This window comes from uncultured Altibacter sp., assembly GCF_963972995.1.
GTDB lineage: Bacteria > Bacteroidota > Bacteroidia > Flavobacteriales > Flavobacteriaceae > Altibacter.
Genome location: NZ_CAXAXI010000004.1, coordinates 109,665 through 126,868, shown reverse-complemented (window position 1 = coordinate 126,868; position 17,204 = coordinate 109,665). Strand labels below are relative to the sequence as shown.

14 protein-coding genes are annotated in these 17,204 nt (G+C 42.5%); 2 read left to right on the top strand and 12 right to left on the bottom strand.

Going from position 1 to position 17,204, the window contains the following annotated elements:
• Window positions 1-116: 116 nt before the first annotated feature.
• The 6 genes from AACZ11_RS03085 to aroC form a co-directional block, all read right to left on the bottom strand.
• A complete protein-coding gene (locus tag AACZ11_RS03085; protein WP_290629333.1) occupies window positions 117-1,280 on the bottom strand; it encodes a tyrosine/phenylalanine carboxypeptidase domain-containing protein in 1,164 nt (387 codons plus the stop codon).
• Window positions 1,277-2,113, bottom strand: coding sequence for an N-formylglutamate amidohydrolase (locus AACZ11_RS03080; protein ID WP_290629331.1), 837 nt, complete (start codon window positions 2,111-2,113; stop codon window positions 1,277-1,279). Before AACZ11_RS03080 ends, AACZ11_RS03085 begins: the two co-directional genes overlap by 4 nt.
• Window positions 2,113-3,141 carry a glutathione synthase gene (gene gshB / locus AACZ11_RS03075; RefSeq protein ID WP_290629329.1) on the bottom strand — a complete coding sequence of 343 codons (1,029 nt, stop codon included), beginning with the start codon at window positions 3,139-3,141 and terminating at the stop codon, window positions 2,113-2,115. Before gshB ends, AACZ11_RS03080 begins: the two co-directional genes overlap by 1 nt.
• A 66-nt stretch (window positions 3,142-3,207) precedes the next feature.
• Complete coding sequence (locus AACZ11_RS03070; protein WP_290629327.1) at window positions 3,208-3,996, bottom strand: hypothetical protein; 789 nt, start codon at window positions 3,994-3,996, stop codon at window positions 3,208-3,210.
• Window positions 3,997-4,180: 184 nt separating this feature from the next.
• Complete coding sequence (locus AACZ11_RS03065) at window positions 4,181-5,626, bottom strand: dicarboxylate/amino acid:cation symporter (protein WP_290629325.1); 1,446 nt, start codon at window positions 5,624-5,626, stop codon at window positions 4,181-4,183.
• Window positions 5,627-5,677: 51 nt separating this feature from the next.
• Window positions 5,678-6,742 (bottom strand): chorismate synthase, encoded by a 1,065-nt coding sequence (aroC, locus tag AACZ11_RS03060; RefSeq protein WP_290629323.1) that lies wholly within the window; start codon window positions 6,740-6,742, stop codon window positions 5,678-5,680.
• A 136-nt stretch (window positions 6,743-6,878) separates the two neighbouring features.
• Here aroC and AACZ11_RS03055 point away from each other — a divergent pair, with 136 nt between their 5' ends.
• Complete coding sequence (locus tag AACZ11_RS03055) at window positions 6,879-7,751, top strand: UDP-2,3-diacylglucosamine diphosphatase (RefSeq protein WP_290629322.1); 873 nt, start codon at window positions 6,879-6,881, stop codon at window positions 7,749-7,751.
• Here the strand turns inward: AACZ11_RS03055 and AACZ11_RS03050 are convergent.
• The gene (locus AACZ11_RS03050) at window positions 7,748-10,690 is read right to left on the bottom strand and encodes an FAD-binding and (Fe-S)-binding domain-containing protein (protein ID WP_290629320.1); all 2,943 of its coding nucleotides are present in this window, start codon (window positions 10,688-10,690) and stop codon (window positions 7,748-7,750) included. The two genes, AACZ11_RS03055 and AACZ11_RS03050, sit on opposite strands and share 4 nt — an antisense overlap.
• Before the next feature lie 117 nt (window positions 10,691-10,807).
• Here AACZ11_RS03050 and AACZ11_RS03045 point away from each other — a divergent pair, with 117 nt between their 5' ends.
• A complete protein-coding gene (locus AACZ11_RS03045) occupies window positions 10,808-11,296 on the top strand; it encodes a hypothetical protein (protein ID WP_290629318.1) in 489 nt (162 codons plus the stop codon).
• Between the two features lie 71 nt (window positions 11,297-11,367).
• On the opposite strand, the gene AACZ11_RS03040 is transcribed toward AACZ11_RS03045, so the two are convergent.
• The 5 genes from AACZ11_RS03040 to AACZ11_RS03020 are packed head-to-tail and all read right to left on the bottom strand — an operon-like array spanning window position 11,368 to window position 17,196.
• Window positions 11,368-11,877 carry a protease complex subunit PrcB family protein gene (locus AACZ11_RS03040; RefSeq protein ID WP_290629316.1) on the bottom strand — a complete coding sequence of 170 codons (510 nt, stop codon included), beginning with the start codon at window positions 11,875-11,877 and terminating at the stop codon, window positions 11,368-11,370.
• Window positions 11,840-12,967, bottom strand: a complete 1,128-nt coding sequence (bshA, locus tag AACZ11_RS03035) for an N-acetyl-alpha-D-glucosaminyl L-malate synthase BshA (protein WP_290629314.1) — start codon at window positions 12,965-12,967, stop codon at window positions 11,840-11,842. The genes AACZ11_RS03040 and bshA overlap by 38 nt, the downstream gene beginning before the upstream one ends.
• Window positions 12,964-15,897 (bottom strand): glycoside hydrolase family 3 N-terminal domain-containing protein, encoded by a 2,934-nt coding sequence (locus tag AACZ11_RS03030; RefSeq protein WP_290629312.1) that lies wholly within the window; start codon window positions 15,895-15,897, stop codon window positions 12,964-12,966. The genes bshA and AACZ11_RS03030 overlap by 4 nt, the downstream gene beginning before the upstream one ends.
• 19 nt (window positions 15,898-15,916) lie before the next feature.
• On the bottom strand, window positions 15,917-16,402 hold the full coding sequence (locus AACZ11_RS03025; RefSeq protein WP_290629310.1) for an ABC transporter ATPase: 486 nt from the start codon (window positions 16,400-16,402) through the stop codon (window positions 15,917-15,919).
• 2 nt (window positions 16,403-16,404) lie between these two features.
• The gene (locus AACZ11_RS03020) at window positions 16,405-17,196 is read right to left on the bottom strand and encodes a (Fe-S)-binding protein (protein ID WP_290629308.1); all 792 of its coding nucleotides are present in this window, start codon (window positions 17,194-17,196) and stop codon (window positions 16,405-16,407) included.
• Between the last annotated feature and the right edge of the window lie 8 nt (window positions 17,197-17,204).

The window sequence follows — 17,204 nt, the reverse complement described above, 5'->3', positions numbered from 1 at the left end:
TGAAAGCAACCGTAAACGGACAAATTGGAACGTACCAGATTATTAAAGAGTAGTCTTTTTAGACTAGATTAGTTAATACCGGAAAAGCAGGTAAAATTAAATTTTTACCTGCTTTTCTATTTTAAATTCTGAAGAATAAACTCGATGGTTTGGTTGGAATTTGTATTGGCGTTGAAGGCCTCATTCTTATAGGTAATTTTTTGTGAGAGACCTTCTTTTTGCCATTTCTGTATGGTCTGCTCGTGCTTTAATGACACTTTTCCTGTTAACAGGAGCGAAAGATCACCTCCCGCGTTGTAGTGGTCGTATATTTTTTTAAGTCCGGTAAGATATTTATAATCCTTTGTAAAACCACCCCCTCGGTGGGCCCGCAAGGAAATATTATACGCCTCTTCTCTATTCAACTTATATTGATTGTGCAAAAGATCGAAGGTGTCGCAAAAACTAAAACCCTTGTGCAGACTGTCAGCAGCCAGAACACGATACGAAAGTTCCTTTAAACGATAAAGCGTGAGGCAATCGCTCATATATTCACTAAAAACCGCTAATCCTTCCTGCGTTTCTACATTGTTAGGAAATCCGTTATGAAATATCCTTAAAGATTGTTTCATCCCGTTGAAGGTAGTGACCAAATGCACGCCTATTTCATGATTGGCGAGCACTTTTAATTGATTTGCACTAAACCGGTGATTTTTCTTTAACAACATGCGTTGGGTATTGTTCTGTACCATCGCTGCCGCCGTAATTTTTGTTGAATGCTTTATCGAAACCTCAAAATCGTATTTTTTTGAGAATTCCATAAAATACTCCGTGGCTTCATCGGCACTAAAGACAGGAAACATCTCTTGGTTGTATTCCTCGTCCTGAAAATGTAAAATAAATTGCGCGTTCTCAACATCCTTTTGGGTGGGTGTACCAAAGGATTTAAGAGCGTTGTAATAGAATTTTCTGCCTTTTCCAATAGTTTCGATGCATTGCACCAAACCGGAATAATCGTAAATCACATCCCGGTAAAATTTTTGAGTCTCCGGATCCCGAATACTGTCTATGTCTTGTGAAAAGAGTGCCTGTTGCAACTTATGGGCATCAAAATCGATCTTTCGGTATTTAAAATTCGGATTGATGTTGTACTTGGAAGCAAAAAAATTTCGCTTTTCCTGTTCAATATTGATCGGGTTGATATAATTAAGCAATTCGATCTTTTGAACTAATTTATTTAAAGTTTGATCGATCTTAAATAGATTGGGATGTGCTTCGGTTAGTACGCGGAGATAGGTCATGCCTCAGGTTTATGCATACTGTAGAATTGATCGGCGTGTTCTTTTATCTTTTGCTGAAGTTGTTTTTCGATGGCTGAAACCATTTCAGGATAGATAACCTGCCGCCGTTCATCACAGTATATCTTTTTGAATTCTGTCGCCAAAACTAAGGTATTTTTGAAGTTCTGGGTAATGAATTTAAGAAAATATCCATTTCCGAAGAAGGTATCGTTAATCTTAGAAGTAGCTTCCAACCCATTGGGAAATACCAACTCCGAAAGGCTATGCCGCCAACGTTCTATAATTTTTCCAAACCGTTCATTATCCACATTTGTAGTCCCTAAATTAATAACGGGAACTTCACGATCCCATCGTCGCCAGTTATACGAATGCATGTCATATACGACTACTGCTCCAAATTTTTCTTCCATTTTGCACATCAATGCTTCCACTACACTGTAGAAGGCACTGTGTTTCTCCAGACTTACACGTCGTTCATCTTCGGAAAGCGGTTCTTTCCAGAGTTCTTTTCCCCACGCGGTTTCAAAGATAGCATTTTCAGGATCACGGTTAAGATCGTATTCGAACCGGCTATCTCTACCGGCGATCACGATAGGATGCGAGGCTATGAAATCTTTCGTGCAGGGATCTTCTTCAAACCACCTATCGTACCCTGTATGAAGGCATTTATCCCACAGTTCCTTCCTAAATTGGTGTCCGTCATGCACCGCACCACACACATAGGGCACGTAACGGTCGATCTTTAACGTAAAGGAATTGTCTTCTGAAACAGCTTCAAAACAGTCTTCACGTTGTATCCTTTTAATGATTTCTGAAACGATCAACCTTTCCATTACGCTTCATCTACATGTTTACGAAGTTTGTGGCGACGCTCGAAAGCAGATACACGCTCGAGCACCTTATCTTCCACAAAATCAATAATCTTTTCTTGAACTCTTGTTTTATAGACACGATTCATATACGTAATACCCCCCGGAGACATGACGTTCACTTCTACCAGCATTCCATTGATGACATCGATTCCCACAAAATAAAGCCCGTCTGATACCAGCTTCGGACCAATTCTTCGGCAGAGTTCCTTTTCTTTTTTGGATAAGGTGTGTTTTTGTACCGAACCACCCGCACTTACATTCGAGCGATGATCCTCATCGCCCGGCACACGCTTCATCGCACCAATAGGTTTACCATTCAGCAATAAGATACGTACATCCCCTTGATCTGCACCTTCAATATATTCCTGCAGAATCACATAATTGGTGGTACCATCGCGGTTGTCAATATAAAAATCGAGGAGCGAATTGATGCTTAGCATGGCGCTTTTCTCGATTAAGATGACTCCCGAACCTCCAAAGCCGTTGAGTGGCTTCAATATCATTTTGTCCGGGCCTTCTTTAATAGTCTTTTTTAAGTATTCTTTGTTCTTTGTTACATGCGTACGTGGGATCATCTCGTTGCTGTCATCTTCAAAAACAGCCGTGTAAAGTTTGTTATTGGCACGCCGAATCCCATCCAAATCGTTCATGATGAATACATCGTCTTTGACAGAATCCAGAAAATTAAGCATGATCATGTCCAGGGGCGGATTGCTTCGTAGGATAATGACATCAAAACCCGCCAAGGGAAGCATTTCATCATAGAATTCGGCATGTGTATGAAAAGATTTTAAACTGGAAGATATTTTTTCTTTTCTCTTGTAACATTTGGAAAAGGCAAAAGCAACGCTGTCACGTATCGTTAAATTGGCCGGTGTTGTGATTGCCAAGCCGTGACCGCGCTTTACAAACTCATGGATCATGGCAAGTGTTGAGTCGTCCTCGGGTTTGATCTCTTCCCAAGGGTACATAATGAAGCAAACGTTCATAAAGGCTGGTTTTGATTATAAACTAAAGATAGCAATTATCGAATAATCTGAAAACCTTTCCCGTGCTTATTGGCCATACACTCTAAAATTATCGAAACCGGCAAAATCATCATTGCCGTTTTGTTCGATACGTAGCGAAATACGCACGTTCGTGACAGAATTTGGTACATTGATCACTTCCGTTCCTTCCACGGTAAGGTTGCCCGCCCCGTTGACCATCGTAATCACCCCTTGACTTACATCGTCGTGATAGACCTCATACTGAATATCGTCACCGGCATCGTATTGATACACATCGTAGTCAAAAGAAATTCGAGCATTGTTTAGCGAAGAGACATTCACATTGACAAAAGCAATTTCATGGAAGAAATTTCCCCCACCATTCGGGTTATCAAGATCACGACAGCCCAAGAAATTTCCAGAGACAAGGTCGATCGCTCCGGTTCCGCCTCCCAAAGTGGTAACAATATCCCAAACATCATCGTTTATGTTGTACGTAGCAGGAGTTAATGTATAGTTCCAGCTAATATTGGTGTCAAAATCTTGAATTGCAGCTGTTGTAGCTTGTGTACTAAGAGTATAGATGACCTCCCAGTTGATTCCGTTCCAAATCTCCAAGGTGCCGGTGCTCTCAACAAAGACCAATAAACCTGTATCGCTGGACGTGGTAGGAATGGCATCACGTTCTGCCTGACCGGGAACCCTAGGCGGCATGAGACCACCGTAGTTCACGTTGTTTGTTGTGCTGTGTATGTCTAACATAGCAGCATCGCTGGGATTAACTGTTCCAATTCCAACTTGAGAAAGACCGAGGTAGCAAGTACTGCATATTAATAGGAAAACAAATTTTTTCATGCCATGATCATTTAAATCATAAGCAGATCAAAATTCTAGCGATTGAGGGCTTACTGTTTCCATAAATAAGCAACACACACTTTATTTAAAGACGCTTATACTATTTAATGGACGGTAAAAATACTCGGGAAGTTGGACTTCTAAGTTATGAAATTATGATGAAATTTAAAACATTTTTAAAATATTACGAGTCAAGGTCAAATGTTTCTGTAGGATTCTCCTGAGGTTCGTACTGTAGCATCCCCTCCCCGTTTGCGATAATCGTTGACACTGTAGCGTCTCCGGTCACGTTCACAACGGTGCGGAACATGTCCAAGATACGGTCAACAGGAAAGATGATCGCGATCCAAGCCGGATTTAACCCTACCGAGTCCAAAACAATGATCAACATCACCAATCCGGCACTGGGCACAGCAGCAGAGCCAATAGACGCAAGGGTTGCAGTAAGTACGATGGTCAACTGCTGACCCAAAGTGAGATCGATCATGTGAAGTTGAGCCAAGAAAACAACAGCTACGGCTTGATACAAACAAGTTCCGTCCATGTTCACGGTAGCACCAATTGGCAACACAAAACTGGTTATCTTTTTATCCACCCCCAGATTCTCTTCCACACATTCCATGGTCACCGGTAAGGTAGCGGCACTACTCGAGGTGGAAAATGCTAGCGTTTGTGCAGGGCTCATCGCCTTAAAAAAGCCGGTATAAGGAATCTTCTTAACAAACAGCTTTAATATAGTTGGATACACCACGAATATCATAAGCATAAGGCCTAAAAAGACCGTTAATGAGTACCAGCTTAATCCTTTAAATATTTCATATACTTTGCTAATATCATCTCCGGCCATTTTACTCACTACGCCTGCCAATAGCGCAAAAACAAAGAAGGGCGCAGCCTGCATTGTAAGATCCACCATTTTAAGAAAGACCTCCATGGCACTATCCATAAAACTGGTAACGGCCTGAGACTTTTCATTAGGGATCAATAATAAACACACGCCAAAGAACAAGCCGAAGAAAATGATCTGTAACATCAACCCGTTATCTGTTAAGGATAAGAAAAAATTCTGTGGCACGAGGTCTACCAGAGGTTGCAACGGAGTAGCGTCTTTCGTCTCATCGGCAGTTTTCATTTTTTCGGTAACCGCAGCATCCTGCAATTCACTTTTGGATAGCTCTGTGATACGTTGCGCACGTTCAAAAAATTCGGGTTCTTGCAGATAATTGATACCGTCCTTAATTTGATACCCTTGCGAACTCGCCCAAAGCTCGTAGCTAATTCTATTGTCGATACGACTTTGTTCATCTACTAATTTTCCGGGCTTGATCACATTTACAAGTGCCAATCCCAAACTTACCGCTAAAACAGTAGTGACCAAATAGGCAAGTAATGTTTTTCCACCCATGCGGCCCAGACTTCCGGCATCACCAATATTCGCTACACCACTAATAATAGAAACCAATACCAAAGGAACCGCGATCAATTTCAGTAAATTGATAAAAATAGTACCAAAGGGTGCGATCCAATTGATCGTAAAGGCGCTCCATCCCAACTGACTGGACAGCAAGGCCCAAATAATACCCAATACCAATCCGATAATGATCTTCCAGTGCAGTGCTAATTTTTTCATAGGTGTTGTTTATTTTTCGATGTTGAAAGGCGTTAAATTACGTATTAATATTTACATTTTAGAAACCCGGTTTAATAACCAAAAATCTGCTAAGACAAGGGCCGCCATTGCTTCCACTATAGGCACGGCGCGGGGCACGACACAGGGGTCGTGTCTGCCCTTCCCCTGCATTTCGACGGCTTCGCCCTTTTTGTTGATGGTCGCTTGCTTTTGCATGAGTGTAGCCACAGGTTTGAAAGCAACCGAGAAGTAGATATCTTCCCCATTACTAATCCCACCCTGTATGCCCCCACTGTAATTGGTTTTGGTAGTTCCATCCGCATTGAATGCATCGTTATGTACACTTCCTTGAAGACGTGTTCCCTCGAAACCACTTCCGTACTCAAAACCTTTTACGGCGTTGATGGATAACATGGCTTTCCCTAGTTGTGCATGTAACTTGTCGAACACAGGTTCTCCCAGACCAACCGGAACATTTTGGATTACGCATGTGATCACACCACCTACGGTATCCCCTTGTTTGCGTACCTGTTTGATATAAGATTCCATAGCAGTAGCCATGACAGGATCGGCACAGCGGACCGGATTTTTTTCTATTTCTGAAAAATCCAATTCTTGATAAGGCGTTGAAAGTTGTAATTCTCCCACGCCCGAAACATAGGCGGTAATCGAAATATCTTTTAAGAGTTGTTTTGCAATGGCACCGGCAACGACCCTACAAGCGGTCTCCCGCGCCGAAGAACGGCCCCCTCCACGATAATCGCGAGTACCGTATTTCTTATCGTACGTGAAATCGGCGTGAGACGGTCTGTACGTATCTTTAATGTGGGAGTAATCCTTCGATTTCTGATTGGTATTCTTTATGAGGAATCCAATGGGGGTGCCTGTCGTGATGCCTTCAAAAATACCGGAAAGAAATTCTACTTCATCTTCTTCCTTTCGCTGGGTTACTATGGCCGACTGTCCCGGTTTTCTTCGTTGCATTTCTAAGGCAATTGCTTCTAGATCGATCTTAATTCCCGCCGGACATCCCTCTATGATACCACCTATGGCGGCGCCATGCGATTCGCCAAAGCTCGTAAGTTTAAAAACCGTTCCGAAGGAATTTCCTGCCATTATCGCATTTTGAACAAATGTAAATGTTCTATTTGAATCCTAAAAATAAACTCTTTGCTTAATGTTTCAGAAACATTGCAAACTCAAACATAACTTTCAGTATAAGGAATGATAACACTGCTGTAAAATCAATTTGATGCTGTTTAAATTCCTTTGTATTAAACTATTGCTCTTGAAACGAAAAGTTGAAGTTGTGGTCTTGTCAGACCTCCATTTAGGAACCTACGGATGTCATGCGAAAGAGGTGTTGCATTATTTGAATACGGTAAAGCCTAAGAAATTGATCCTCAATGGGGACATTGTGGATATTTGGCAGTTTAGAAAACGGTACTTTCCAAAAGCACACTTGTTAGTCATCAAGAAAATCTTTGCCTTAGCGGCCAAAGGGACCCAGGTCTATTACCTTACCGGTAATCACGATGAGAAGATGCGACGCTTTACAGGAACCAAGATGGGTAATATTCGGGTACTGGATAAGTTGGTGCTTAGCCTGGATGGTAAAAGAGCTTGGTTCTTTCACGGCGATGTCTTCGATGTCTCAATACAACACGCCAAATGGCTTGCCAAATTAGGAGGTTGGGGATACGACCTGCTAATTCTTTTAAACAGAATGACCAATACCCTGCTGGAACGTATGGGCAGAGAGAAATATTCGCTCTCCAAAAAAATAAAGGACAATGTAAAAGGCGCTGTAAAATTTATATCGAATTTTGAAGCAACAGCATCTGAGCTCGCGATTGAAAATGGATATGATTTTGTGATCTGCGGGCATATACATCAACCCGCCATTAAAAAGGTGGTGACGGAAAATGGCAATTGTATTTACATGAACAGTGGCGACTGGGTTGAGAACCTAACAGCACTGGAATATAACAATGAGCGTTGGCATTTGTTTCATTTTAACACCAAAAAGCGCATTCCCAATCCCGATGAATGGCAAGCTACAGAAGAGGTTGATATTTCCACTCTTATTTCTGCTTTTTCTGCTTATAGTGCGTTCCCAATTTAATTCCCGGGTAAAAGCGCATGTCGCAAAATAGTTACAGGATGAAGTGCTTTTTTCGTGGTGCCATCTAGTATTTGATGTCTGCAACTGGTGCCATTCGCAGCAATAATAGTATCCTGTGAAGCTTTGCGAATTGCCGGAAACAGTATACGTTCCCCTATGTTCATACTGAGATTATAATGTTCCTTTTCATAGCCAAAACTGCCTGCCATACCGCAACATCCGGATGGAATAATGGTAGGAGTATAATTTTCGGGAAGGTTTAGTAGGTCGAATGTGACCTTTTGATTGCTAAGTGCTTTTTGATGACAATGCACGTGGATCTTTATTTCTTTTGCTTCGGAAGTAAATTGTTTAGCGGTAATATTTCCTTTTGTTATCTCTGAAGCGAGGAATTCTTCGATCAAGAAGGCGTGATTGGCTATTTTTTCAGCCGAAGACCGATCGCTCGCTAAACGAAGATATTCGTCCCGAAGCCCCAAAATTGCGGAAGGTTCAATACCAAGTAAGGGCGTACTTTCAGAAACCAAGCTCTTCAAAGATGCGATATTCTTATCCACTTCGGTTTTTGCTTCATCCAGCATCCCTTTGGAAAGAAGCGCACGGGCGCTGTCCAACGTATCTACAACTGTGACGGTGTATCCCAATCCGGTAAGCAATTCATAGGCGTCCAGCGCAATTTGTGCCTCCAAATAGTTGCTGAACTCATCCACAAAAAGCAATACTTTATTTTCCGTAAGTAATTGATTGTAATGCTTTTTGTAAATCTTACTGAAACTTTTACTTGATACTTTAGGCAGATCCCGCTGTGGTGCAATACCGCTCCACTGCTTGATCTGTTTAGCGATCCAAGGATGCCCTACTATCCAATTCGAAATTACCGGAATACGTGCCGCCTGTTTGTTGTAAAATGAACTTCTTCCGAAGCGCTTGTTAGATGAGGCTATGCCGTGAATTTTCTGGTATTGATACAAGAACTCTATCTTAGCAGTGGCCATATCCACATTGCTGGGACATTCGCTCGCACATGCTTTGCAACCTATACAAAGATCGAATACTTCCATAAGCACTTCCGAATCAAAAGCATTTGCGCTTTCGGGATGCGTGAGCATCTCTCGTAAAGCGTTGGCTCTGGCCCGAGTGGTGTCCTTTTCATTTAAAGTAGCATGATAGCTGGGACACATCGTACCTCCGGCCGACGCAGGTTTGCGGCAGTCCCCGCTACCGTTACATTTTTCGGCCATGCGCAGTAGCCCGCCCGAATCCTCAAAATCGAAGTACGTGCTTACTTTTGGTTCTTTCCGGTTCACTTCATAGCGCAAGGATTCGTCCATTTTATAGGCATCTACAATCTTTCCTGGATTGAATAGGGTGTTAGGATCGAACGCTTGTTTAATGCGTTGCAATAAGCGGTAGTTTTCTTGTCCAATGAGCATGGGCAGAAATTCGGCTCGTACGATACCATCTCCATGTTCTCCCGAAAACGAGCCTTTGTACTTTTTTGTCAGCATGGCAACGTCGGTAGTAATCTTTCTGAAGAAGGACACATCTTCCGCTTTTTTAAGGTTTAAAATAGGCCTTAAATGCAATTCACCTGCGCCTGCGTGAGCATAATATACGGCACGCTGGCCATAGCGTTCCATAAGGTCGGAAAATGCTCCAATAAAGGAAGGCAAATCTGATAAAGCCACAGCAGTATCTTCGATGCAGGCAACCGCCTTGGCATCTCCCACCATGTTTCCTAACAAACCGAGACCCGCTTTTCGCAACTCCATAGCCATATCGATAGCGTCTCCTGTCAATACCGGGGCACTGTAACTTTGGGCCGAAGCTTGCAGCGATTGTAACAATGCGTTTGTTTGGAAGGTAAGATCGGCAGGATCATTGGACCTTAATTCCAGCATCAATAAGGTCTTTGGAGCTCCTTCCACAAAGAAGCGATAGGACTCATACTTCTTATTCTTTTTCGTACAATTTAGAATCACATCGTCCATCATTTCGCAACTGTAGAGGTTGTGTTCCATGACCACATTTACATCATTCAAGCAGTTGCGAAGGGTTTCATAGTGCGCAACTACCATAGCCGAATGCCGGGGTGGAAGTTCATCCAGTTGAAGCACGATCTCTGTAGTAATGGCAAGGGTGCCTTCACTTCCGCAAAGAAGTGTACAAAGATTGAGAGCAGCTTCAGAGTTTGAGAATACTTCCGAATCGAGCAACGAATCAACAGCATAGCCGGTATTTCTTCGGTGGATTTCGGGTTTCGGAAATTCTTTTCTGATCTCTTGTTGCACTTTTTCCGAAGACAATTCCGAAAAGAGCATCCTATAAAGGGATCCTTCAAAAGAATCGGTTTGTGCTTTCTTGTGAAATTCAGTCTTAGAGAGAGGTCCGAATTCTGCCAGATCGCCATTGGAAAGAACTACTGAGAGCCTGCGAACCTTATCACGGGTAACGCCGTATTGAATGGAGGTAGTACCACTGGAATTATTGCCTACCATCCCTCCTATCATACAACGGTTGGAGGTGGATGTATTGGGCCCAAAAAAAAGTCCGTAGGGTTCAAGAACCCTGTTTAAATCGTCACGAATCACACCCGGTTGTACGGTCACCGTCTTAGCATGTGTATCCACAGCTATGATCTTTGTGAAATATTTGGATACATCTAACACAATACCTTCCCCTACGCATTGACCGGCCAAGGAAGTTCCTGCGGTTCTGGGAATGAGTGAGGTCTTATTTTCTGAAGCGAATCGTACAAGACATTGAATATCTTCTACGCTACGCGGAAAAGCCACAGCTAAGGGAGTTTTTCGATATACTGAAGCATCGGTAGCATAGATCGATCTATGCAGTTTGTCCCAAAAGAGATCGCCATCCAATCGTACAGCCAAATGATGTAGGAGCTTTTCCCATTCCATGACCGTAAATGTAACAAACATGGGGCATTTCTTTAACAAAACTTTCTATAATACAAATTAATTTTTCGGAGAGTCTTAACATGTTACCATCTATAATAGGCCTACTTTTATTCAATTAACAACCCTAAACAAATGTTTATGAAAAAAGTACTTTTAGTAATGATTACAATAGTTGCCTTCTCTATGCAGGCTGAAGCTCAAACTGTAGCTAAGAATGCCTTGGGTCTTCGCCTTGGTGACAGTGATGGTTTCGGGACCGAGATCAGTTATCAACGGGGACTAGGTGACAATAACCGACTTGAATTGGATCTGGGATGGCGCAGCAGTAAAAATTTTGATGCTTACCGCCTCACCGGACTGTACCAATGGGTTTGGAATCTCGACGGAGGCTTTAACTGGTATGTTGGTGTTGGTGGTGGTGTCGCACAGGTAGACTTTGATGATGATTTTCCGGGATTTAATGACGACACAGAAACGTATCTCTACGCTGCCGGGGATATCGGGATCGAATACGATTTTGATATTCCGTTATTGTTGTCACTGGACTTTAGACCTGAAATTGGTTTTGGAGATTTCAATGATGATGTCGATTTCGACATTGCTTTAGGAATTCGCTATCAATTTTGAGGATAGTGCAACATAGATAATAAAAACCCGCAAGTTGCGGGTTTTTTTATTGGGTTTGAGTGAACGCCGTATTATTTATGCAAGGAATATCTAAAGACCACCGGCACAGATTGCTTTTCGAACTTTACAAGAATGAATGGAGCTGTGATCACCGTGGTAACGTAGTCACCGGGCTTGGGAGATTCACCACCAATATATAGAATGGTTTGTTCTTCTTCCCTCACAATAGTATCAATGGCGATTGAATATCCTCCGGTAGAACGTTCCCCGGATGTGATAAATGCGACTTGGTATTTCGAGAAGTCCACTTCGGGCACAGGAAGGCCGGGTTTTCGTGTACCGTTAATAGTATTATATATGTCTTGCAGTGTTATTTGATCAGATATAATACGTTCTTGTTTATTAGTAAAGTTACCGTGGCTGCCTTTTTCTAAAACAGTAAAATCTATGGAAGCTGTTATTGACGGTTTCGAATTATTCGTACTGCTTTTACAGCTCCACAAGAAACTTAATAGCACCGCACAAAGTATAATGAGTACTTTACTATATTTTCTGAAAGGCTTTGTCATAAACAGTTTCATATAAGGGTACTACATTTTTTGTGTCGAATTTTCGTGAAGCTTCTTTAGCTTGCTTCTTGAATTGCGATAAGGTTTTTTCATCTTTTAAAATCTGTAAAGCATTTGCAGCCATCTCATCTACATTACCTACATCGCTTAAATACCCGCTTACCCCCTGTACATTCACTTCAGCCAATCCGCCGGTATTACTGGAGATCACAGGAACACCGCAGGCCATTGCTTCTAAGGCTGCAAGACCGAAACTCTCTTTTTCTGAAGGCAACAAAAAGAGGTCTGTAAAACACAGAATCTTATTGATCTCGCTGCTGTTCCCTAAAAATAATACTTTTTCCTGAATCCCCTTCTTAACACACAACGCCTCACACGCTTCTTTTTCGGGACCTTCTCCTACCATGATAAGCTTGGCCGGTATTTTTTTCTGAATACGGTCAAAGATCTCAATGACATCCATGACACGTTTTACGGGGCGTAGGTTACTTATGTGTGTAATGATTCTTTCATTCTTATCTGCCATTAGATCCCTTTGACAGTCGGTATAAGGGTTGTCGTGCTTCGCAACATCAATAAAGTTTGGGACCACGTCTATTTCATTGGTGATATCGAACAATCGAAGTGTATCTTCTTTAAGACTTTCAGAAACTGACGTTACCACTTCGCTTTTATTAATACTGAAGGTTACGGCCGGCTTGTAGAATGGGTGATTTCCTACCAGTGTTATATCAGTTCCGTGAAGAGTGGTTACTATGGGGATATAGATGTTTTCTTCTTCGAGCATTTTCTTGGCCATATATCCTGCGTACGCATGCGGTATGGCATAGTGAACATGAAGCAGTTCGATTCCATATAGTTTCACCATGTTCACCAATTTGCTTGACAAGGCCAATTCATACGGTTGATAATGGAACAATGGATAGTCCGGGACGGTTACTTCATGATAATGGATGTTATGCGAAACCAGTTCCAACCTTACCGGTTGATTGTAAGTAATAAAATGAATCTCATGACCTCGCTCTGCCAAGGCAATACCCAATTCGGTTGCTACAACGCCACTTCCTCCAAAGGTTGGATAACAAACTATCGCAATTTTCATAGGTCGGTGTTTTTAAAATCGATAGCATCGTATATAACGGATTGAATATTACTTCTCAAATTACTTCCAATTAGTTTGCGGTTGTCGGCACTGGGATAGGTTCTGTTCGATAAAAATACATAAACAATCTCTTCTTCAGGGTCTGCCCAAGTTAATGTTCCCGTAAACCCGCTATGCCCAAAACTGGTCATGGAGACACAGCCGCAGGTTGGGCCAACATCACCCAATTGCGGTTTGTCGAACCCGACACCGCGCCGTACATCGCTTTCACAGTAATAGCATGTATTGAAGGCGTCCAAGGTTTGTGGTTTAAAGAATCGCTTTCCGCCATAAAACCCTTTCCAAAGATACATCTGCATAATCTTCGCGATGTCGTTGGCATTACTGAAAAGTCCTGCATGACCCCCTACTCCTCCTAACATGGCTGCCCCTTGGTCATGCACATAACCGTGAACTTTCTGCATACGAAAGCTGTAATCGTCTTCTGTTGGAACGATATCGATCTTTGAGAATTTTTGAAGCGGATTGTACGTGGTATAATTGGCACCAAGATGCTCATATAAATTTCGCTGTACCAGCTTGTCCAAAGGCGTTCCGTAGAATTCTTCCAGGTATTTTTTCAGGATATAGTACGGCAGGTCGCTGTATTTATATCCCGGCCGGTCCCTCAATTCACTCGTTCGGATGATATTGTATATGGAATCCTGATAATCGGTACGCATATTCAAGTCTTCCGCCACTGGCAAACCAAATGTTTCAGAAGGTGATTTGGAATAGTATTTTGCTGCGGGTTGTTTGGTTAATGTGTCCAAGGTTCCAATGTAAAATGGTATCCACGCCTGTAGTCTGCCCGTGTGCGTAAGGATCTCTTTAAGGGTGATATCTTTTTTATTTGAATTCTTGTATTCCGGGAGCATTTCAGAAAGCTTGGTATCCATAGAAAGAACATCCCGATCTACAAGTTCCATCACCAACGGTAATGTTGCGAGTATTTTGGTAAGTGATGCCACATCATACACATCATCGTTCTTTACGGCATTCTTGTTTTCCTGAGTGTGGTACCCAAAATTCTTTTGATAAACTACTTTCCCCTTACGGGCTACCAATATTTGCATTCCCGGGGTCATACCGCCATAGATCCCCGTGCGAGCAAGCGAATCTATTTTATGCAGGGTAAAGCTGTTCATACCTACACTTTCTGGAGTACCGTACTGTAAACGATTCATACTATTCGTTTCAATAGAAGTATGCAGCGGAAAATCGGGTCCCAATGAAACCGGCAACTGACCGTTCGCTTTTCTCGCTCCAAAAATTAATTGAGCCGACAGTTGCTGACTCACTTCGCTGTTTTGATACGAGAGCACAATCCCTTCAAAATTGGCACGGCTTCTCAGGTTTAAAAGAGCGTATGGACGGGCAAATACATCCAAAATAACCTTGTTGGTACGTGCGATCTCATAGATCCAGACCAATTCATTTTCAGTAAACTCGTAGTCTTTCCATGGTGATGCATTCGACTTATGAAAACCAATAATCACGTGGGTATAGGTTGCTAATTTCTTTATGTAACTGTCCAAGTCATCTGCCTTGACCCAATCCACTTGTGCGTATTGTTGCAATTGGTCCAAAAACGCACTGCCGTCGTCATCACCAAAATTGACGTAGGCAATGGAACTTTTTTGAAGGTCTTTGATGGGTAGAATATCTTGTTCATTCTTTAAAACAGTAAGTGCTTTCTCCATGGATTCCTCATACAGAACAGCGTCCTGTACTGTATTGAGTTCTTCGATTAAATAATTAGTATCTACTGGAGCATAATCGTGGAGCCCCACCTTATATTTCGCGTACAGAATTTTTTTTACGGAATGCTCCAGGCGTTCTTCAGTGATCACTTTTTCGCGATAGGCATTCACTAAGAGTTGGTGCGCTTTTGGGATGTCTTCAGAAATCAATAGAACGTCATTCCCGGCTAGAAATGCAGCCAGATCAATCTCCCCGGGTGATGAAAAGTTGGAAGCTCCCTTCATATTAAGGGCATCGGTAAAAATAAGTCCGTTAAAACCCAATTGACCTTTAAGAATTCCTGAAACAATTGTTCTGGAAATGGAAGATGGATAATCGCTACGTTCTTCCAGCGATGGAACGTTTAAATGCGCAACCATCACACTGCTCAGTCCGTTGTTGATAAGACGCTTATAAGGGTAAAGTTCTATACTGTCAATTCGCTCTTTGCTAAAGTTGATCGTGGGCAGCGTCTTGTGGGAGTCGGTATCGGTATCCCCATGACCGGGAAAATGTTTTGCATTTGCCAAAATCCCGGCACGCTGCATTCCCTTCATAAATGCCAGAGCCTTTTCGGTAACATTGTCTTTGTCTTCGCCAAACGAACGGTTCCCGATAATGGGATTCTTCGGATTCGTGTTAATGTCGGTCACGGGAGCGAAATTGATGTGCACTCCCAAACGTTTGCAATGCTCCCCAATACGTTCTCCTATTTTTTCAACAATACGGTTATCTTTAATGGCTCCCAGGGTCATATTCCAAGGATATGCAAAGGTAGAATCCAAACGCATGGCGAGTCCCCATTCGGCATCCATGGCAACCATAAGTGGTATTTTTGAAGCGGCTTGAAACTCGTTATTTAGTTTGGCTTGCCGCATAGGGCCTCCTTTCGAAAAGATAACACCGCCAATGTATTGATTGGCAATTAGGTCTTTCACTTTATCGGTTTTAGAGGTAGGATCACTGGAAAACACATCGACCATAAACAATTGTCCGATCTTTTCCTGAAGGGACATGTTACCATAGATACTATCGACCCATTTTTGCTGATTCGGGAAGTCCTCCTTAACGATTAATGGATTAATTTGCTGTGAAAATACAGGGAATAGAACGAGTGCAAGAAGTGAGGTTGCAAGCAATTTTTTCATATACTGAAAGGTACAAAAACTATGCTAAAAATCGATTGTGCCAGCTTTCTTTTGCAGGAACTTCCCAGTTTTCCAAGTATTCGGCTTTTGTATTCACCAGGTTGTTGAATACCACGGTATTGGGAGAGACAGAACGTGCTTTTGCCATTTTTCTGAAATCGGTCAAAGGCTTATACGCTATGAAATCTCCGGAATAGAATGTGACATTCATCTTGTCAAGCAGGTCTACTTCAAATTCTTTCTCTAACGACTGAATGAATCGTACTGAAGCATCGATGCTACATCCTGAAGCTGAAGCATTCTCTTGGTTAAGGCCAATCACAATAAACCGATTGTATTTTAGCTCGAAACCGGCTTCCAGATCGGTTCCATGTGCCGTCCACGCCTCCAAGAACTTTGCTGTTTTATCATGGATGATAGCTAATTCGTCATCGGTTAGTTTTCTATTCGCTTGGTAGATCCACACACGTGAATCGTCGGGTAAGTTGTTAAAATCGGTCAACATGATTATAAGTCTTCAGCATTGGCAATCATCTCTGCGACATCCATTACTTGTATATCGCCTTCTTTTTCTTTTCCTTTTACGCCATCGGTTAGCATGGTATTACAGAAGGGACAACCGGCTGCAATAATGTCGGGCTGTGTTTCCATGGCTTCTTCGGTACGCTCTATATTCACTTCTTTATCGCCCGGTTCTGCTTCTTTGAACATTTGTGCTCCCCCGGCCCCACAACAGAGTCCGCGGGACTTACAACGCCGCATTTCTACAAGCTCTACCTCCAGTTTTTCCAGAAGCTCCCGAGGTGCTTCATATTCACCATTGGCACGCCCCAAATAACAAGGGTCGTGGAATGTAATTCGTTTCCCTTTGAATTTTCCACCCTCCACTCGCAGTCGGCCTTCAGCTAAAAGATCTTTCAGGAATTGTGTGTGGTGCACCACCTCGTACGAACCGCCCAATTCCGGATATTCGTTCTTAATGGTGTTAAAGCAATGCGGACAAGCAGTTACGATCTTTTGTACTTCGTAAGCATTTAACACCTCTATATTGCCCATAGCCTGCATTTGGAACAAAAACTCGTTCCCCGCGCGTTTTGCCGGATCTCCTGTACAACTTTCTTCGGTTCCCAAGACAGCAAACTCCACGTTGGCATTATGCAATAATTTTACAAACGCCTTGGTAATCTTCTTGGCACGATCATCAAAACTTCCGGCACAGCCCACCCAAAACAACACTTCGGGTTGTTTTCCTTGCGCCATATATTCGGCCATCGTTGGTATTTTTATTGGTTCACTCATGTGTGTAC